The organism is Bradyrhizobium sp. C-145 (genome assembly GCF_023375135.1).
Taxonomy (GTDB): Bacteria; Pseudomonadota; Alphaproteobacteria; order Rhizobiales; family Xanthobacteraceae; genus Bradyrhizobium; species Bradyrhizobium zhanjiangense.
Genome location: NZ_CP088150.1, coordinates 2270540 through 2289470 on the forward strand (window position 1 = coordinate 2270540; position 18931 = coordinate 2289470).

Sequence of the window (18931 nt, forward strand, 5' to 3'; positions counted from 1 at the left end):
GCCGCGGCGTACTGGATCATCCGCTCCAGTGCGCAATTTGCGCACAAGGCGGATGATGACGTCAATGGTTGTGGCGCGAGATTCCGGGTTCTCGCTTTGCGAGCCCCGGAATGACGGCAGAGATATCACGCCACGTTCTGGTCGAGAATGTCCACGGCCTCTGCGAGGCTCACCGACACCAGCTGCGAGACGCCGCGCTCGGCCATGGTGACGCCGAATAGCCGGTTCATCCGCGCCATCGTGATCGGATTGTGCGTGATGATGATGAAACGGGTGTCGGTCGAGCCGGTCATCTCGTGCAGCAGGTTGCAGTACCGTTCGACGTTGTGGTCGTCGAGCGGCGCGTCGACTTCGTCCAGCACGCAGATCGGCGAGGGGTTGGTGAGGAACACCGCAAAGATCAGCGCCATCGCGGTCAGCGCCTGCTCGCCGCCGGAGAGCAGGGACAGCGTCTGCGGCTTCTTGCCCGGCGGCTTGGCGATGATTTCGAGACCGGCTTCCAGCGGGTCGTCGCTCTCGATCAGGTGCAGCGCGGCCTCGCCGCCGCCGAACAGCTCGACGAACAGGCGCTTGAAGTGGTTGTTGACGATCTCGAACGAGGTCAGGAGCCGCTCGCGCGCTTCCTTGTTGAGGCTCTGGATGCCTTGGCGCAGCCGCTTGATGGCCTCCACCAAATCGTCGCGCTCGGTGACGAGGCCGGTGTGCTGGGTCTCGACCTCGCGCAGCTCTTCCTCAGCGCGCAGGTTGACTGCGCCCAGGCGCTCGCGGTCGCGGCGCATCTTTTCGAGGTCTTCCTCGATGTCGTGCAGCGGCGGCAGCTCGGCGCCGGGCTCGATCTCGGCGAGGCCGGCGACGGCCTGCGGCTCGACTTCGAGCATGTCGCGGATCTCGCGCTCGATGTCCTCGAGCCGGCGCCGCGCGCTTTCCATGCGCTCCTCGGCGCGGGCGGTGGCCTCGCGGGCGCTGGAGAGCGCCTCTAACGTCAGCTTCGCGACGCGGTCGGTCTCGGCCATTGCGGTTTCCGCGGTGGCGAGCGCATCGGCGGCCATGCGGCGATCGTTCTCGGCGTATTCGATCTCGGTGATCAGCGCGCTGCGCTTCTCGGCGAACACGGCCGGCGCGTTTTCGAGCTCGCTGCGCTCGATCGTCAGTTCGGCGATGCGGGCCTGGATGGTGTCGATGTGAGAGGCCGCGCTCTCCTTGCGGTTCTGCCACTCGGTGCGCTCGGCCAGGATCGCCTGCACGCGGCGGTCGGCGAGCTCCGCCTCGCGGGCCAGCGCCTGCGCCTCGGCGCGGACCTGAGCGGCGATGCGGCGATGGGCCTCGATGTCGCTGCGGACGGCGGCGAGACGGGTCTCGGTGTCCTCGCTCGACGGTAGTTCGCTGATGCCTGCTTCGGCGTATTCGTAGGCCGCCTCGGCCTCGGCACGGTCGGCGGCGAGGCGGCTGTGCGCTTCCGACAGCGTCGCCTTGCGTGCGGCGTGGCGGCTGATCTCGCGCTCGGCACCAGCGTGGCGCTCGCGGGCAACGTTGAGCTCGCGCTGCGCGGCCCGCCAGGCTTCGCGGCTGGCACCTTCGGTGCTGGCCGCCATCTGCAGTTCGGACTCGGCGTTCTCCAGCGCCTGGCGCTTGATCTGCGCGTCGATGCGGGCCTGCTCCAGCTCGTTCTCGATGTCGACGAGGCGGGCGCGTTCGGCAAGCCGCCGCGCGGCACCGGTCGGGGCGTGGGCCGCGGCGACAAAGCCGTCCCAGCGCCAGACGTCGCCCTCCGGCGAGACCAGCCGCTGGCCAGTCTTGAGCTGCGAGACCAGCTCGGCGCCGCGCTCGCGCGGCACCACGCCGATCTGCGCCAGACGGCGCGCCAGCTCGGCCGGCGCCTGAACATGGTTGGCGAGCGGAACGACGCCCTCGGGCAGCTCCGGATCGCCGTCGGTGACGCCGGCATTGGTCCAGCGCATCGGCGCCGACGGATCGACCGGCGCGTCGAGATCGTCGCCAAGCGCGGCGCCGATCGCCTTCTCAAAACCCTTGTCGACGGTGATGCCGTCGATGATCGGCGGCCACAGATTCTTGGTCTCGCCGTTGACGATCTTCGAGATCGTGCGCGCCTCGGTCTCGAGCCGCTGCACGCGCTTGTCGGCTTCGACCAGCGGCGAGCGCGAGGATTCCAGCGTCTGCCGCGCGGCGACATGGGCGGCTTCGCTCGCCTGCGCCGCGGCTTCCGAAGCGGCCAGCGTCTGCTCCGCGGTCTCGACCAGGGCGGTCAGCTCGTCGAGATCGCCGAAGCCGCCGGTCTCCTGCGCAAGCTTCTGCTCTTCCGCCGCGACACTCGCGATCTCCTGGTCGAGCCGGGCGAGCTTGTCGCGATGGGTGCGGACATTGGCTTCAAGCTGGTTGCGCTTGGCGGTGAGGTCGGCGAGCGCGGTTGTGAGCTCGGCGAAGCGCTGCTCGGTCTCGGTCAGCACCGCCTCGGCTTCCGCGACGCGCTCGTCGACGCCGGAGCGCTTCTCGACGCGCGACTTGATCTCTTCCTTCAGCTCGGCGTCCTCAGTGTCGAGCCGCTGCAGCGCGACGTCGGCGTCCATGGTCTGCTGCTGGGCGCGCGAGATGTCGCCTTCGAACTGCGCGAGACGGCGCTCGAGCTCGGCGACGCGCTCCTTGGCGCGCTCCTCCTCGCGGTCGAGCTGCTCGCGGGCATTGGTGAGGCGCTGGAGCCCGGCCGCGGCGCGCGCTTCGGCATCGCGCAGCGCCGGCATCTCGGCGGCGCGAATGGCCTGGATGCGGGCGGCTTCGGCCTGGTGCTGGGTGCGCTCGGCCATTTCGCGGACCGCGACATCATGGGTCTGCCCGGACTCGTTGACGTCGGCATGGGCGCCGATCCAGCGCAGATGGAACAGCGTGGCTTCGGCCTTGCGCACCTTGGCCGCGACCTCGCGGTAGCGCACGGCCTGGCGGGCCTGCTTCTTCAGGCCTTCCATCTGGCCGGAGAGCTGGCCAATCACGTCCTCGACGCGGGTGAGGTTGGTTTCGGCCGCCTTCAGCCGCAGCTCGGCCTCGTGACGGCGGGCGTGCAGGCCGGCGACGCCGGCGGCGTCTTCCAGCACACGGCGGCGCTGCTCGGGCTTGGCCTGGATGATTTCGCCGATCTTGCCCTGGTGGACGAGCGCCGGCGAGCGCGCGCCGGTGGCGGCGTCGGCGAACAGGATCTGCACGTCGCGGGCGCGCACGTCGCGGCCGTTGATGCGATAGACCGAGCCGGCCTCGCGCTCGATGCGGCGGGAGATTTCGAGAAGCTGGCTGTCGTTCATCGCCGCGGGCGCGGTGCGATCGGCATTGTCGATCGTCATCGTCACTTCGGCATGGTTGCGCGCGGGACGGTTGCCGGAGCCGGCAAAGATCACCGCGTCCATGTCGGCGGCGCGCAGCGACTTGTACGAGGTCTCACCCATCGCCCAGCGCAGGGCCTCGACGAGATTCGACTTGCCGCAGCCATTGGGTCCGACCACGCCGGTCAGGCCGGGCTCGATAACGAAGTCCGTGGGCTCAACGAAGGACTTGAAACCGTGAAGGCGCAGGCGGGTGATTTTCATAAGCACGCATCTCTGTTGGCAGGCGCGAATCCCCTGCCGGGACAATACCATGGAAGGCGTTGTCGCTGTCTGGGCGAGTCGCGCGAGGCGGCTCGTGCGGCGGACAATGGCCGTGGTGCGCCGCGAGGGCAACCGGCGAGAGCCGCTTTTCCCAAGGGATTTATGCCGGGAATGATACGGCTTTAGATGCGCGAATCAGGATTGTGGCGTTGCGAATCAGCTCTTCAGCAGCGGATTGATCTTCTTGGCGAACTCCTCGAACGAGGCCTCGCCCTTGATCTTCTCGCCGTTGATGAAGAAGGTCGGCGTCGAGTCAACCTTCAGAACGTCGCTGGCGTATTTCTGGTCCGCGGCGATCTTGTCGAGCAGCGACTGGTCCTTCAGGCAGGCCTCGACCTGCTGCTGGGTGAGGCCGGCCTGCTTGCCGATCCGCGTCAGGGTCTCGGTGGTGTTCTTCATCACCCAGTCGCTCTGCTGGCGGAACAGCATGTCGGTGACGGCGAAATATTTCGGCGCGTCGTCCTTGGCGATGCAGCGCGACAGCATCGAGCCGGCGGCGGCTTTGATGTCGAGCGGGAACTCGCGGAAGATGTAACGCACCTTGCCGGTGTCGATGTATTCCTTCTTGATCTTGGGGAACACCTGCTCGTTGAAGGCCGCGCAGTGCGGGCAGGTCATCGAGGCGTATTCGGTGATGGTGACGGCGGCATCCTTCGGGCCGAGCGCCATGTCGGGCAAAGACACCGGCTTGGCCACATCCGCGGCGGATTGCGCCATTGCTTCAGGGATCATGGCCTCGGAGATGAACCGCAGCGGCGAGAGCCCGGCGAGCGCAGCAAGCCCGGTCAGCGACAGCATCGTGGTGAAGGCGCGGCGGGTGATGATCAAGGTCGGCTCCCGGATTGGCAAGGTGTCGCCCCAGGGGTCTAGCGAGTTCCCGCTCGGGCGGCCTGTCGCTAGCTTGAAACGTCGTTTGAGGCAATGGCGAGCGGCAAGTCGGGGTCCAGATTAGCTAGGGAATGAGGCTCAATTTCGCTTGATGGCGGCCCCGAGCCGCGCGAGCGCCGTCTTGAGCTGTTCATCTTCGATGTCGCCCAGGCTCTCCGCCACCTTGGCCACCGCTTTGGGATCCGGCGGGCCGGGCCGCACCCGCCGCCGGGGGCGCGACAGGGGGGCCTGGCGGAAGGCCAGCTTGCCGACCGCGCTCCAGCCGAAGAAGCGGTTGACCCGTTCCAGGATCACATCGGCCGAATGCTGGATCTCCAGCGCCATCGGCCCTTCGACCCGCAGCACCAGCGTCGCCGGCTCCTGCGGCTGGCCCTCCACCGGCCGCGGCCATTGCATCTTCAAGGGCTCGGCATGGGCCGCGATCTCCTGCCCTGCAATCTCCGCCCACCGCGTCACCAGCTCGCGCGCCGCAAAGCCCTGCTTGGCATAGGCCTCGGCAAAGACGTCGTTGAGCAGGAGCGACAGCGGCTTGGCGCTGATGGGACCGGGCTTGGGTGGGAATTTGGACATCGGGCCCTTATAGCACCGTGCGCGATGCCTCAGGAACTGCTGCCGTCATGGCCGGGCTTTGTCACGGCCATCCACGTCTTGCCGCGAAGAAAGACGTGGATGCCCGCGACAGGCGCGGGCATGACGTGGAGAGACCGGCGCGTTGCCGCTACAGTGTAGCCATGAGCCCCAGATCTGCCCTCATGGCCAAGTCGGAACCAGTTCAGTCGAAAGCCTCATCGCGCCCGAAACTCCTACTCGCTTGGTACGACCGCCACCGCCGCCGACTGCCTTGGCGGGCAGCGCCTGGCGAGGCGTCGGACCCTTACCGTATCTGGCTGTCGGAGATCATGCTCCAGCAGACGACGGTGAAGGCGGTCGGGCCCTATTTCGAAAAATTCGTCGCGCGCTGGCCTGACGTCACGGCGCTGGGGCGGGCCTCGCTCGACGACGTGCTGCGAATGTGGGCCGGGCTCGGTTACTACTCGCGGGCGCGCAACCTCCATGCCTGCGCGGTCGCGGTGACGCGCGAGTATGGCGGCGTCTTTCCCGACACAGAGGAAGGCCTGCGCGCGCTGCCGGGCATCGGGCCTTACACGGCGGCCGCGATCGCCGCGATCGCGTTCGATCGCCGCACCATGCCGGTCGACGGCAATATCGAGCGGGTGGTGTCGCGCCTGTTCGCGGTCGAGGAGGAGCTGCCGCAGGCCAAGCCGCTGATCCAGCAGCTGGCCGCGACGCTGCTGGCCGCCTCCCGGGCCGGCGACAGCGCGCAGGCGCTGATGGATCTCGGCGCCTCGATCTGCACGCCGAAGAAGCCGGCCTGCTCGCTGTGTCCGCTCAACGAGGATTGCATCGCGCGTGCGCAGGGCACGCAGGAAACATTTCCGCGCAAGGCGCCGAAGAAGAGCGGAACGCTCCGCCGCGGTGCTGCCTTCGTCGTCACGCGCGGCGACGAACTGCTCGTCCGCTCAAGACCCGAAAAGGGTCTGCTCGGCGGCATGACGGAGGTGCCGGGCTCAGATTGGCTCGCCGGTCAGGACGACGCGGCGGCGAAGCAGCAGGCGCCGGAGCTGAAGGGGCTGACGCGCTGGCAGCGCAAGGTGGGCGTCGTCACCCACGTCTTCACGCATTTTCCGCTGGAGCTGATCGTCTACACGGCGAAGGCGGAGGTCCGCACCCGCGCGCCCGAGGGCATGCGCTGGGTGCCGATCGCCACGCTTGCCGGCGAAGCGCTCCCCAACGTCATGCGCAAGGTCATCGCGCATGGATTGGATCTCTAGCGTCCAACCCTGCTGACATCATGCTGGCAGCAGGACTGCGTTATCCCCTTCGACGGCAACGGAGGTTCGTATGGTCAAGACTGCGCTGGACAACTTTCGAAAGCCGCCCTGCGCCGAGCTATTGGGCTGGCGCCTGCTCGATGCCCGCCCGCAGGAGGGCTGGATCAAGCTCGGCTTCGAGGGCAAGCCTGAATTTTGCAATCCGGCGGGCTTCATCCAGGGCGGCATGCTTTCGGCCATGCTCGACGACACCATGGGTCCCGCCGTGCTGGTGATGAGCGAGGGCCGGCTCTACACCACCACCATCAGCATGACCGTGAATTTCCTCAGCCCGGCAAAGCCCGGCCCGATCATCGGTGAGGCCAGGGTGACGCAGCTCGGCAAGACCATTGCGTTCGTCGAGGGCAAGCTGACGGCGGAGGACGGCACCGTGCTGGCGACGGCGAGCGCGAGCGAGCGGCTGCTGGAGGCGGCGAGGGTGGTGAAGTGAGGTGTGCACCGCTCTCTCACTCCCTCGCCCCGTTCTTACGGGGAGAGGGTTGGGGTGAGGGGCTTCTCTCCACACGGGAGATTGTCGAGAGACCTGTACCCCCTCACCCGGATTGCATCTTCGATGCAATCCGACCTCTCCCCGCAAGCGGGGCGAGGTGAAGAGGAGTCCGCGGCTCGACGATCAGCAAAACCTCACGCCCCCGCGCGCGTCGCGCCTGCGTTCACGATCGCCGGCTTCGCATTCAGCGCCTCGACCTGGAATCCCGCGACGCGCTTGTAATTGGCGGCGATGTCTTCCAGCTCCTGCTGCGATAGCACGTCGGTGACGACCTCAAAGCCGTCGGGCGCGCGCTCCTCGACCAGCTGCATCACCTGCTCAGGGCCATTCTTGCGGTTGAGCAGGACGAGGTCGGTGGTCGCGGGCCGCCGCTCGGCCTCATAGGCGAGCAGCGCGGCTTGCGTCGGTCCATGGGCCAGGATTTCGCGCGTGATGACGCGGGCATCGAGGATCGCCTGCGAGGCGCCGTTCGATCCGATCGGGTACATCGGATGTGCGGCATCGCCCATCAGCGTGACGCGGCCAAACGTCCATTGCGACACCGGATCGCGGTCGACCAGTGGATATTCATAGGCGTGCGGGCAGTTCTTGATCAGGCCGGGCACGTCGAGCCAGTCGAACGTCCAGCTCTCGAACCAGGGCAGAAACTCCTCCAGCCGCGCGGTGCGGTTATAGTCCTCGCGGCGCCATTGATAGGTCGGCGGCATGTGGCGCTCGGCCACCCAATTGATGAGGTGATTGCCCGCCGCATCCGGCTCTTTCGAGATCGGGTAGCAGACGAATTTCAGGATTTCGTGACCAGCCATGATCATGGTGCGGCCGCTGAGGAAGGCCTTCGCAGGCGTGACGCCGCGCCAGAGGATGCGGCCGTTCCAGATCGGCGCGCCTTCGCCCGGGTACAGCTTTTCGCGCGCGGCGGAATGGATGCCGTCGGCGGCGATCAGGATCGCGCCGTCGTAGGTCCCGGCGGGTTTGCCGGTCGCCTTGTCGATGAAGTCGGCGCGCACGCCATCCGCCGTCTCGGTCCAGCCGGTCAGATGATGGCTGGTGAGAATGTTCTCGCGGCCGAGTCGCTCGACCGTGGTGTCGAGCAGGAGTTGCTGGAGCGTGCCGCGATGGATCGAGAATTGCGGCCATTTGTAGCCGGCCTCCAGCCCGCGCGGCTCGCTCCAGATCGGCTTGCCGTGCTTGGAGAAATAGGCGAGCTCGCGGGTGCGCACGCCGCTGGCATCCAGCTTGTCCATCAAGCCGAGCTCGATCAGCTCGCGCACCGCATGCGGCAGCACGTTGATGCCGACGCCGAGCGGCTTCAATTCGGCGACGCTCTCGAACACTTTTACGGGAACGCCGATTCCGTGCAGGCTGAGCGCAAGCGTCAGCCCGCCGATGCCGCCACCGGCGATGAGTACCGTCATGACAAAACCCCTCCGACTGCGGGCGTCTTGGCATAGGCGGGCGGCGGTGGGCAACTGCGAAGAGGGGCTCGTGCTATGGACCTGACGGCCGACAGCCGCTAATTTCCAGCTTTCCTAGGAGGTCCGACATGCTCAAGCTCTATTACGCCACCGGCACCTGCGCGCTCGCCACCTACATCACCCTGGAGGAGGTTGGCGCCGACTACACGGCCGAGCGGCTGAGCTTCAAGGACAACCAGCAGAACAGTCCGGACTATCTCGCGATCAACCCGAAGGGCCGCGTGCCGGCCCTGGTGACCGATCGCGGGATCCTGACCGAGACGCCGGCGATGCTGGCTTATATCGCGCAGACCTTTCCCAAGGCGAAGCTCGCGCCGCTCGACGATCCCTTCGATTTCGCCCAGGTGCAGTCGTTCAACTCCTATCTCTGTTCGACCGTGCACATCAACCATGCCCACAAGATGCGCGGCGCGCGCTGGGCGACGCAGGAGAGCTCGTTCGCCGACATGAAGGCGATGGTCCCGAAGACCATGGCGGCCTGCTTTGCCCTGATCGAGCAGAAGATGTTCAGAGGGCCCTGGGTGATGGGTGAGCAGTTCACGATCTGCGATCCCTATCTCTACACGCTCTCGACCTGGCTCGAAGGCGACAGCGTCGACATCAACGCGACGCCGAAGATCGCCGATCATTTCAAGCGCATGTCGGATCGGCCCGCGGTGCGCAAGGTGATGGACGCGCAGAAGGCGTAGCGCGCGGCCACACACTCAGGCTCTTGTAGGGTGGGCAAAGGCGCGAAGTGTCGTGCCCACCATCTTCCCACGATTGTAAGAGCGGTGGGCACGCTCCGCTTTGCCCACCCTACGAGAGCTTGCGCTTGGCTTGCTCCAACTCCCGTCCCGTCGCCAGCATCAGCCGCCGCAGCCAGATCGAGCCGGGGTCCATCTGCGCGCGCGTCGGATGGAACATGAACTGCTCGTCGATCCCAGGGTCGAGCGGCGGCGTCACCGTGACGAGGCCGAGCTGCTTCGACAGCGCCGCGATCAGCCTTCGCGGCACGAAGGCGACGAGATCGGTGCGGGCGGCGACGTGCAGCGCTTCGAGATAGCCTGCCACCACCAATGAGATGTGCCGCTCGATGCCCTTGCTGCGCAGCCATGTGTCGATCAGGTCCTCAGCGCTGCCGCGGATGATGACGCCGACATGGCGTGCGGCCAGGAACGTTTCGCGCCGCGTGAGCTTCGCAGCCATCGGATGGCCGCGCCGCACCGCCAGCGCGTCGCTGTCGGTGTAAAGCAGCTGGCGGTGAAAGCCCTTGAAGGCGTTGCCGATCGAGATCACGAGGTCAATGGTGCGGGCGAACTCGGCGTGGAAGATCGCAGATCCGCGCCACGGCACGATCTCGATGCGGACGTTGGGCGCAAGGCGCGTCACCTTCTCCATCAACGGCGGCATCAACAGCTCGACCGCCAAGTCCGGCATCATCAGGCGAAATTGCCGTTCGCTGCGCGCCGCGTCGAAATCCTCAGGCACGAACAACCCGCGCACCTGGTCGAGCGCGTGGGCGAGCGGTGCGCGGAGCGCCTCGGCCCGGGGCGTCAGCTCCATCCGTGCGCCGGTGCGCACCAAAAGCGGATCGCCAAAGATGTCGCGCAGGCGCTGGAGCGCATGGCTCGCCGCCGGTTGCGACAGGCCGATCCGAAGTGCGGCGCGGCTGACATTGGCCTCGCGCAGCAATGCGTCGAGGGCGGTCAGCAAATTGAGGTCAAGCGAATTCAAATTCATGAGGTGAATAGATATCATATTCGCTATCGATTTGAAGAATTCCCGTTGAGCGGCGATGTTCTCCGTGTTGCCACCAAAACGGAGATGCCGCCATGAGCGCGAGCGCCAACAAGAAGCTGATGCAGGATATCTTTGCCGCCGCCGCCAACCCTGACCCCGCCGCGCGTGACCGCGCGCTATTCACCGCGAGCCTTGCCGACGACGCCAAATGGGTCGTGACCGGGCAATATTCCTGGTCGCGCACCTTTTCGGGCAAGGAGGCGATCCTCAACGATCTGCACGGATATGTCCGCACCCGCCTGCGTGACCGCACGCGCACGGTCGCCCACCGCTTCATTGCCGATGGCGACATCGTCGTGGTGGAAGCCAAGGGCGACAACGTCACGCCCGAAGGCGTCCGTTACGACAACGACTATTGTCTCGTGTTTCGCCTGGAGGACGGCAAGATCAAGGAGATCCGGGAATATTGCGACTCGGTCCTGACCGAGAGGGCGCTCGGTCCTTTTCCGCAAGCGGGCGTGAGGGCTGCGAGCTGAGTGGATTGAGCTGCATCACGTCCGCCGGCCGATCTCGTCCGTCAGAGCCGGTGATGATCGTGCGGGCCTGGCAGACGCTGGTCGAGATGGTTCGTATCAGGCGCGAGCGGTCTCGGGCACGGTGTCAGCTCGCCGCCATGACCGAACGGGAGCTTCAGGACTGTGGGATGACCCGGGCGGAAATTGCGTACGAGCTGAAGAAGCCTGTCCGGCGGAAGTAGGGAGCGGGAGCAACTGCCGACAAAATCAGCAGGTTTTGTCGGCGCTGCCGCAGCTCTGCGCGAACAATTGGAAGGTTCAATTAACGAGTGTCCCCCATTGTGTCGCGGTGCAGCGTGAGTCGCAAAGACGCGACACGCGGCTGCCGGGGTGGCCGGTGACGATCGCCGGAATCGTTCGGCCGCTCGAAGTGAAATGCATCTGGGTGGACAGTGGGAATGCCGAAGTTTCGTTTGCGGATCAGGGGACGCCTGTACGCAGGCTTCATGGCCCTCGTGGCGGTCGGTCTGGTGATGGCGGTGGTCGCCGTCTGGAATTTGCGGGCGGTGCAGGATCAGGTCGCAAGACAATCCGCGCTCTCGGACAGCACGGCGCGGGTGCTGGAGATATCGACCCATCTTCAGGCGATCCAGCGCGCTAATCTGCGTTACATCTACGACGCCAACGAACCCGCAATGAAAGAGGCGCAAGAGCGGGAGACCGCGGCGACCGAGCTGTTGCAGGTCGGGGCGAAGGGCACGCTCTCGGAGGAGCGGCGAGCGCTCTACAACGGCCTCATCGGCGACATCGCCAAGATGCGACGCCTGCGTGACAATCTCGGGGATGCCGTCAACGAGGCGAGAACGGGCAAGGCGACGCTGCTGCCGAGCGGGGAGGAGCTGGCCGTCAAGATGGGCAAGCTGGTCGATGCGGCGCGCGCCGCCGTCGATGAAGACACCGCGGCCCTGGTCGCCGACCTCGAATCCAGGATCCTCCTTGTCCGGGTCGCAAACTGGCGTTTCCTGGCCCTGCGCGACGCGCAGGGACCGGCGAATTTCAGGGCGAGTGTGGACAGGGCTGCGCAACGGCTCGCGGCGATCGAGAAAAGCCCGCAGGCCGCGGATTTGCGCGCCACGATCGCGCCGGTGAAGACCTCGCTCGGAATCTACAAATCGGCATTCGAGACGACGTCCGCCGCGATGCTTCAGGCCGACGAGATCTATCATAAGAACCTCGCGCCCCTCATCGTCGACAGTATCGGCAAGCTCAAGGCCGCGGAAACGACCCTGAAGAAGGACTACCGGGACTCGCGCAACAATGCCGAAGCCGTGATCGCCAGCACGACGACCGTTCAGGAGATCGCCGGCGGGCTCGCCATCTTGTTCGGTGGCATCGTCGCCTTCCTGATCGCCCGCAGCATCGTCGGTCCCCTGACCTCGATGACGCACGCGATGGGGCGGCTTGCCGGCGGCAATCTCGAGGTCGAGATTCCCGGCCGCGGCAGGGCTGACGAGGTCGGCGACATGGCCAAGGCGATCCAGGTGTTCAAGGACAACATGATCGAGACCGAGCACATGCGGGCCGAGCAGGCCGAGCTCGAGGCGCGGCAGGCCGAGAGCCGCAAGGCCGACATGGTCAGGCTCGCCGACCAGTTCGAGCAGGCTGTCGGCGAGATCGTCAACACCGTGTCGGCGGCGTCGAACGAGCTGGAAGCCTCCGCCGGCACGCTGACCACGACCGCCTCGCGCGCCCAGGATCTGTCGACCGAAGTGGCATCCGCATCGCAGGAAGCCACCGCCAACGTGCAGGCGGTCGCATCCGCCACCGAGGAACTGTCCTCCTCGGTGAGCGAGATCGCCCGCCAGGTGCAGGAATCCGCCCGCATCGCGGGCGAGGCCGTCGGGCAGGCGAGCAGGACCAATGACCGCGTCGGCGAGCTCTCCAAGGCGGCCGCCCGGATCGGCGACGTGGTCGAGCTGATCAGCACCATCGCCGGCCAGACCAATCTCCTCGCGCTCAACGCCACCATCGAGGCCGCGCGCGCGGGCGAAGCCGGCCGCGGCTTTGCCGTGGTCGCCTCCGAGGTCAAGGCGCTCGCGGAGCAGACGGCGAGGGCGACCGGCGAGATCGGCCAGCAGATCGCCAACATCCAGGCCGCCACCGAGCAATCGGTCGGCGCCATCAGGGAGATCAGCGGCACCATCGAGCGGCTGTCGGAGATTTCCTCAGCGGTCGCCGCCGCCGTGGAAGAGCAGGGCGCCGCCACGCAGGAAATCTCGCGCAACGTGCAGCAGGCCGCTCACGGGACCCAGCGCGTCTCGACCAATATCGGCGACGTGCAGCGCGGGGCCTCCGAGACCGGCTCGGCCTCATCGCAGGTGCTCTCGGCGGCGCGCTCGCTGTCGGCCGACAGCAACCGCTTGAAGGTCGAAGTCGCCAGGTTCCTGGAGACGGTTCACGCCGCCTGAGCTTTAAAAGCAAGAGGCCACCCGCATGCGCGTGGCCTCGAAGAACGGCGCGCGATCAGGCCGCTTTCGTTTTCATGTGCTTGAACATGTTGGCTCTCGCCTCGTCGTCCATCTCGGCCTTGAAGGTGAACTTGTCCTTCAAGGCGATCGCGCGCGCCGCCGCGGGCCGCGCCGAGATCTCGTCCACCAGCCGCTTCACGTTCGGGTATCGGGCAAAGGCGTCGTCGCCGAGCTTGAACGGCACCATCCGCGCCCAGCCCCACAGCGCCATGTCGACGATCGAATAGTCATCGCCGACCATGTAGCGGCGGCCTTTGAGGTGACCGTCGAGAACCCTGTAGTGGCGGTCGGTCTCGTACTGGTAGCGGTTGTGGGCGTAGTCGTGGTTCTGGTCCTTCGGCGCAAAATGCTTGAAGTGCACGGCCTGACCCGAATAGGGCCCGACGCCGGTCGCGATGAACATCAGCCACGACAGCGTCTCGCCGCGCACGCTGGCGGCGGGCAGGAATTTTCCGGTCTTCTCGGCGAGATAGAGCAGGATGGCGTTCGAGTCGAACACGATGGTGCCATTGTCATCGATCGCCGGCACCTTGCCGTTCGGATTGATCTTGAGGAACTCCGGCGTGAATTGCTCGCCCTTGCGGGTGTCGACCGCGACCGGCTCGAAGGGCAGGCCGGACTCTTCGAGATAAAGCGCGACCTTGGTCGGGTTCGGCGATCCGTTGAAATAGAATTTGAGCATCGATCATCTCCCCAGGGGGTTGTTGCCGAGAGCGAGCGCAGCATCATTGCAGCGAGGCCGCTTGTCTTGCCCGAACCTTTCGGAAGCGCAACCGGCGAGTTTGCCGGGCGGTATCTGCGCGCAGCGCAGATCAGGCGGCGTAACAGAGGCCGATCGCCGCCGCAATGATCATCGCCGCGCCGACCGCTTCCAGGCGCAGGCCGAGTCGCGTGGCGAGATGCATATCGGACGCCCGCGCCTTGCGCTCCGTTCCGCGCGCGTAACCGTGCACGATGACGTCGTGATTGAAATTGTCGTGGGCCTCGTTGCTGCTGGCGAGCCCGACACAGACCACGAGCACGCCGAACAAGGCGAGGCCGAAAAATCCCAAGAGCGCAATCAGGAACATCGGAAACATGCCGAGCAGGAAGATCGGCAGCAGCGGCACCAGCAGCAATGTCTCGGACTGTCGTCGCATGGGAGGACCGGTCGGGACGAGACTGATCGGGCGAATCTAGTCCTGGCGGGGGCGGCGTTCAAGCACCGCCGCCGTCATTCTGGGGCGCGCCTCTTGGCGCGAGCCCGGAATCCATTGGGCGGCTTGCGCTGTGGTTCGATGGATTCCGGGTTCTCGCTGCGCGAGCCCCGGAATGACGATGGAGGGACCTTACTCCGCCGCCATGCCGGCGCGGATCTCGGCGCGCAGCTCGTCGATCAGCTTGAGGCCCTTCTTGGTCTCGACGTGCCAGAAGGTCCAGCCGTTGCAGGCGGCCGAGCCTTGCGCCACGGCGCCGATGCGGTGGATCGAGCCGACTTTGTCGCCGAACATGATGGCGCCGTCGGCGCGCACGAGGGCGCCGAGTTTCTTCTTGGCGTCGAACAGTTTCGTGCCGGGCATGATCATGCCGCGCTCGATCAGCTCGGAGAATGCGACCCGCGGCGCCTCGCGCGCGGTCATGAATGGGGCGAGGCTCTGTTCCGGCAGCGGCTCGACCGCCGCGATGCGGGCTTCGGCCGCCTTCGCATAGGTCTTGTCACGCTCGAATCCGATATAGGAGCGGCCGAGACGCTTTGCGACCGCGCCGGTGGTGCCGGTGCCGTTGAAGGGATCGATCACGAGATCGCCGGGCTTGGATGAGGACAGCAGCACACGCGCGAGCAGGCCTTCCGGCTTCTGCGTCGGATGAACTTTCTTGCCGTCGGCGCCCTTGAGGCGCTCCTCGCCGGTGCAGAGCGGGATCAGCCAGTCGGAACGCGCCTGCACGTCCTCGTTCGCGGCTTTCAGGGCCTCGTAGTTGAACGTGTAGCCCCTGGCCTTCTCGTCGCGCGCGGCCCAGATCATGGTCTCGTGCGCGTTGGTGAAACGGCGGCCGCGGAAATTCGGCATCGGGTTGGTCTTGCGCCAGACGATATCGTTCAGGAGCCAGAAGCCGAGGTCCTGCATGATGGCGCCGACGCGGAAGATGTTGTGATAGGAGCCGATCACCCAGATCGTCGCCGACGGCTTCATCGCGCGGCGGGCGGCAAGCAGCCAGGCGCGGGTGAAATCGTCATAGGCGGAGAACGAATCGAACTTGTCCCATTCGTCGTCGACGGCATCGACATGGGATTCGTCAGGACGCTTGAGATCGCCCTTGAGCTGGAGATTGTAGGGCGGATCGGCGAACACGAGGTCGACCGAACCGGCCTGAAGCTTCGACATCTCGGCGACGCAATCGCCGAGGATGATGCGATGCGAAGGGGACTCAAAATTTGTGCGGGGCGCCCTTGCAGACGCCCCGCGACGCGACTCTACCATGACTCAAGAACTCTGACTCAGGCGACGCTGTCGGCGACGCGGGACCAAACAACCGACTGACCGCTACATTGAAGCGGCAAAGTAAAAATCGACTTAACCCGCCGCTTTCGTGAGCAGCCTCCGCATCGCGCCTCGTGTGCGGGACGTTGCGCGCATTCGCCGTGTTTTACAGTGCATTTCGTGCTTCTTCGCCTCACGCGAGCAGTTGAGGCTTCAGAAAAGATCCAAATTTCTCTCGGAAAAAATTGCTCGACCCTCGGAAAAAATTGCTGGCATCGGCATGGTGTCGCACTAGGCAATTTTTGCCGGCCACGATATTGATAAACGCAACGGAAATTTTACCTGTGTGGCGCGTTGAGCTTTGGCGCTCATGTGCCCGACGAAGCCGACTAAACCAGGGACCCCCAGGGGAAAGGCCGCCATGCGTTACGATGACTTCCGCCGCAGCGACGACATCGAGGATCGTCGCGACGAAGGTGGTGGGTTTGGCGGCGGCGGAGGAGGCGGGTTCGGGCTGCCGATGGGCGGCGGCGGGCTCGGCATCGGTACCATCATCATACTCGGCCTGGTCGGCTACGCCTTCGGCATCGACCCGCGCATCCTGATCGGCGGCGCCGAGATCCTCACCGGCGGCGGCCATGCGCCGACCTACCAGACCGACCGCCAGGCCTCCTCCGGCAAGCGCGGCGCGCCGACCGACGAGATGGGCAGCATGATCTCCGGCATTCTCGGCGAGATCGACGATCGCTGGAGCGAGATCTTCCAGGCCAGCGGCCAGTCCTATACCGGTCCGAAGATCGTACTGTTCCGCAACGCCACCAATGGCGGCCGCTGCGGCATGGCGCAATCGGCGATGGGGCCATTCTATTGTCCGCCGGATCGCACCATCTTCCTCGACACCGGCTTCTTCCGAGAGGTCGAGACGCGCTTCCGTGGCTGCTCCGGCAAGTCCGCCTGTAACTTCACCACCGCCTACATCATTGCGCATGAGGCCGGCCATCACATCCAGAACCTGCTCGGCATCATTCCGCGCGTGACGCGGCTGCAGCAGCAGGCCGGCAGCAAGGCCGAGGCGAATGCGCTTCAGGTGAAGGTGGAATTGCAGGCCGACTGCCTGTCCGGCGTCTGGGTCAACCGCGAGGCCAAGAAGCGTCCGAACTTCCTGGAGCCCGGCGACATCGACGCCGCGCTGACCACGGCGAGCGCGATCGGCGACGATACGCTCCAGCGCCAGGCGACGGGTCGCGTCGTGCCCGATTCCTTCACCCACGGTTCGGCGGCGCAACGCAAGCAGTGGTTCATGACCGGCTACCAGCAGGGATCGGTGCAGGCCTGCAACACGTTCGGTGCCGGGGCGCTGTAACGAAGGCTTCGTGCCCCGGACGCAGCGCGGCACGAATTATGTTGCGCGGTTGCGCTTCTGAGGATTCAGAAGTAGTGGCGTCATCCTGAGGTGCTCGCCGCTTCGGCGAGCCTCGAAGGATGACGGCGGTGGGCGGGATAGAAGGTGCGATACAATGGCCTCCATCGACGAGACAAAGCAATTCATCCCGCTCAACATCGCGGTGCTCACCGTATCAGACACGCGCGCCCTCGCCGACGACAAGTCGGGCCAGACGCTGGCCGACCGTCTCCTAGCTGCCGGCCATAAGCTCGCCGCGCGCGAGATCGTCACCGACGACATCGAGGCGATCCGCAACGTGATCCGCCGCTGGATCGCGGATGCCGGCATCGACGTCGTCATCACCACCGGCGGCACCGGCTTCACCGGGCGCGACGTCACGCCGGAGGCGATCGAGCCGCTGTTCGAGAAGCGCATGGATGGTTTCTCGATCGCGTTCCATATGCTGAGCCACGCCAAGATCGGCGCGTCGACGATCCAGAGCCGCGCCACTGCGGGCGTCGCCGGCGCGACCTACATCTTCTGCCTGCCAGGTTCGCCCGGCGCCTGCCGCGACGGCTGGGACGGCATCCTTGCCGCTCAGCTCGACTACCGCACGCGGCCCTGCAATTTCGTCGAGATCATGCCGCGGTTAGATGAGCATCTGCGGAGACCGAAGGCGCAGGGCGCGACGGTGTAAGCACGGATAGCTCTCCGGCGTCTCTCCACACCATCAGTATCGTAGGTGGGCAAAGCGAAGCGTGCCCACCACTCCTGTCGCAATGCTAGATCGGTGGGCACGGCGCTAATGCGCCTTTGCCCACCCTACGATTCCAGACTCGCGGCGAGAGACCCTCACCCAACCGAGTTCGTATCCGCCGCCAGCGGAGATGCCCTCTCCCGCAAGGGGCGAGGGCGCAATCATGCGCATGCCGCCCGCTGCGAGATCAGAGATCCAGCTCCCAGGTCTCGCCGACCAGATCGGCACCGAAGCTGTGGTGCTTCTCTTCCTTCACGAGCTTGAAGCCTGCACTTTGATAGATGCTGCGCGCGGCGACGAGGATGCTCTGCGTCCACAGCGTCATCTTGCTGTAGCCCCTCTCGCGTGCGCCTTGGATGCATTGCTCGACCAGTGCGCGGCCGACGCCGAGCCCTCGTGCTTTCTTCTCCACCTGCAAGAGGCGCAGCTTGGCGATCTCATCCGAGGCCTTGACCAGAAAGATCGAGCCGACCGGCTCGCCACCTACTTCCGCGATCCAGCAGTGCTCGCGCGCGGCGTCGTAGTTTCTGATGAACTGTGCACAGATCTCGGCGACCAGCGCCTCGTAGCTGATATCCCAGTTGTAATCCGCGGCGTAGGCGGCGGCCTGTCGGGAGATGACCCAGCCCATGTCACCGACGCGATGGCTGCGCAGCATGAAAGCCGCGGGCTGGCTTCGACGTTGCTCCAGCACAGCCTCGATGGTCGCCATAGCCTGCGTGAGCCGCGTTGCATCGCTGGCCGAAAGCTGAGCCAGCATGGCGGCAACATCGTTTTGCGAGCCTAGGTTCAGCTTGGCGAAGGCCTGGCGGCCCTTGGCGGTGAGGCTGAGCTGGTATTGCCTGCGATCTGCGGGCAGGGGTCTTCGCGTGATCAGCCCCTTTTCGTCGAAGCTCTGTACGATGCGGCTGAGATAGCCGGGGTCAAGACCAAGCTCGTTTCCGATCTCTTTGGCTGCCAGGTCGTCGCGATGCGCGAGTTCATAGAGCACCCGGGCCTCGCTGAGCGAAAACGGGCTCTTTCCAAGGTGCTGGTCGAGCACACCAAGCTTGCGGGTATAGAAGCGGTTGAAGGCGCGGACCGCTCCGATGTGGTCGTCGGTAGCTTCAAAGGACATGGGTCACCTCGATACTTGCCATTGTCAAACAATTATTTGACTTTGGCAAGTATT

17 protein-coding genes are annotated in these 18931 nt (G+C 65.6%); 8 read left to right on the forward strand and 9 right to left on the reverse strand.

The annotated features are described in order from the left end of the window. Window positions 1-125 precede the first annotated feature (125 nt). The 3 genes from smc to LRP30_RS10425 form a co-directional block, all read right to left on the reverse strand. Complete coding sequence (gene smc, locus LRP30_RS10415; protein ID WP_249760254.1) at window positions 126-3590, reverse strand: chromosome segregation protein SMC; 3465 nt, start codon at window positions 3588-3590, stop codon at window positions 126-128. A gap of 216 nt (window positions 3591-3806) precedes the next feature. After that, entirely contained in the window at window positions 3807-4478 is a 672-nt protein-coding gene (locus LRP30_RS10420; protein WP_091894218.1) for a DsbA family protein, read from the reverse strand. A gap of 138 nt (window positions 4479-4616) precedes the next feature. Next, the gene (locus LRP30_RS10425) at window positions 4617-5108 is read right to left on the reverse strand and encodes a DciA family protein (protein WP_249760255.1); all 492 of its coding nucleotides are present in this window, start codon (window positions 5106-5108) and stop codon (window positions 4617-4619) included. Between the two features lie 161 nt (window positions 5109-5269). Here LRP30_RS10425 and mutY point away from each other — a divergent pair, with 161 nt between their 5' ends. Continuing rightward, the gene (mutY, locus tag LRP30_RS10430) at window positions 5270-6370 is read left to right on the forward strand and encodes an A/G-specific adenine glycosylase (protein WP_249760256.1); all 1101 of its coding nucleotides are present in this window, start codon (window positions 5270-5272) and stop codon (window positions 6368-6370) included. Between the two features lie 70 nt (window positions 6371-6440). Further along, window positions 6441-6860 carry a PaaI family thioesterase gene (locus LRP30_RS10435; protein ID WP_128935578.1) on the forward strand — a complete coding sequence of 140 codons (420 nt, stop codon included), beginning with the start codon at window positions 6441-6443 and terminating at the stop codon, window positions 6858-6860. Between the two features lie 194 nt (window positions 6861-7054). On the opposite strand, the gene LRP30_RS10440 is transcribed toward LRP30_RS10435, so the two are convergent. Continuing rightward, window positions 7055-8335 (reverse strand): flavin-dependent oxidoreductase, encoded by a 1281-nt coding sequence (locus LRP30_RS10440; protein ID WP_249760257.1) that lies wholly within the window; start codon window positions 8333-8335, stop codon window positions 7055-7057. Window positions 8336-8463: 128 nt separating this feature from the next. On the opposite strand from LRP30_RS10440, the gene LRP30_RS10445 reads away from it, so the two are divergent. Further along, window positions 8464-9084, forward strand: a complete 621-nt coding sequence (locus LRP30_RS10445; protein WP_128935576.1) for a glutathione S-transferase family protein — start codon at window positions 8464-8466, stop codon at window positions 9082-9084. Between the two features lie 109 nt (window positions 9085-9193). Here the strand turns inward: LRP30_RS10445 and LRP30_RS10450 are convergent, their stop codons facing one another. After that, window positions 9194-10117 (reverse strand): LysR family transcriptional regulator, encoded by a 924-nt coding sequence (locus tag LRP30_RS10450; protein ID WP_091894200.1) that lies wholly within the window; start codon window positions 10115-10117, stop codon window positions 9194-9196. Window positions 10118-10209: 92 nt separating this feature from the next. Here LRP30_RS10450 and LRP30_RS10455 point away from each other — a divergent pair, with 92 nt between their 5' ends. The 3 genes from LRP30_RS10455 (at window position 10210) to LRP30_RS10465 (ending at window position 13100) form a co-directional block, all read left to right on the forward strand. Continuing rightward, window positions 10210-10653 carry a nuclear transport factor 2 family protein gene (locus tag LRP30_RS10455; protein WP_128935574.1) on the forward strand — a complete coding sequence of 148 codons (444 nt, stop codon included), beginning with the start codon at window positions 10210-10212 and terminating at the stop codon, window positions 10651-10653. An 86-nt stretch (window positions 10654-10739) separates the two neighbouring features. Then, entirely contained in the window at window positions 10740-10874 is a 135-nt protein-coding gene (locus LRP30_RS10460; protein WP_245508483.1) for a DUF1127 domain-containing protein, read from the forward strand. A 216-nt stretch (window positions 10875-11090) separates the two neighbouring features. Next, window positions 11091-13100 (forward strand): methyl-accepting chemotaxis protein, encoded by a 2010-nt coding sequence (locus LRP30_RS10465; protein WP_249760258.1) that lies wholly within the window; start codon window positions 11091-11093, stop codon window positions 13098-13100. A gap of 55 nt (window positions 13101-13155) precedes the next feature. Here the strand turns inward: LRP30_RS10465 and LRP30_RS10470 are convergent, their stop codons facing one another. From LRP30_RS10470 to LRP30_RS10480, 3 genes are all read right to left on the reverse strand, one after another. Beyond that, window positions 13156-13842 (reverse strand): glutathione S-transferase family protein, encoded by a 687-nt coding sequence (locus tag LRP30_RS10470; protein ID WP_249760259.1) that lies wholly within the window; start codon window positions 13840-13842, stop codon window positions 13156-13158. 130 nt (window positions 13843-13972) lie between these two features. Next, on the reverse strand, window positions 13973-14299 hold the full coding sequence (locus LRP30_RS10475) for a hypothetical protein (RefSeq protein ID WP_249760260.1): 327 nt from the start codon (window positions 14297-14299) through the stop codon (window positions 13973-13975). A 189-nt stretch (window positions 14300-14488) separates the two neighbouring features. Then, entirely contained in the window at window positions 14489-15619 is a 1131-nt protein-coding gene (locus LRP30_RS10480; RefSeq protein ID WP_128935570.1) for a site-specific DNA-methyltransferase, read from the reverse strand. Window positions 15620-16040: 421 nt separating this feature from the next. Between LRP30_RS10480 and LRP30_RS10485 the strand changes: the two genes are divergently transcribed. Next, the gene (locus tag LRP30_RS10485) at window positions 16041-16982 is read left to right on the forward strand and encodes a neutral zinc metallopeptidase (protein ID WP_091894186.1); all 942 of its coding nucleotides are present in this window, start codon (window positions 16041-16043) and stop codon (window positions 16980-16982) included. Between the two features lie 154 nt (window positions 16983-17136). After that, a complete protein-coding gene (gene moaB / locus LRP30_RS10490) occupies window positions 17137-17700 on the forward strand; it encodes a molybdenum cofactor biosynthesis protein B (protein ID WP_128938030.1) in 564 nt (187 codons plus the stop codon). 247 nt (window positions 17701-17947) lie between these two features. Here the strand turns inward: moaB and LRP30_RS10495 are convergent, their stop codons facing one another. After that, window positions 17948-18877: a helix-turn-helix domain-containing GNAT family N-acetyltransferase gene (locus LRP30_RS10495; RefSeq protein WP_128938029.1), complete on the reverse strand. Its 930-nt coding sequence runs from the start codon at window positions 18875-18877 to the stop codon at window positions 17948-17950. Window positions 18878-18931: the final 54 nt, after the last annotated feature.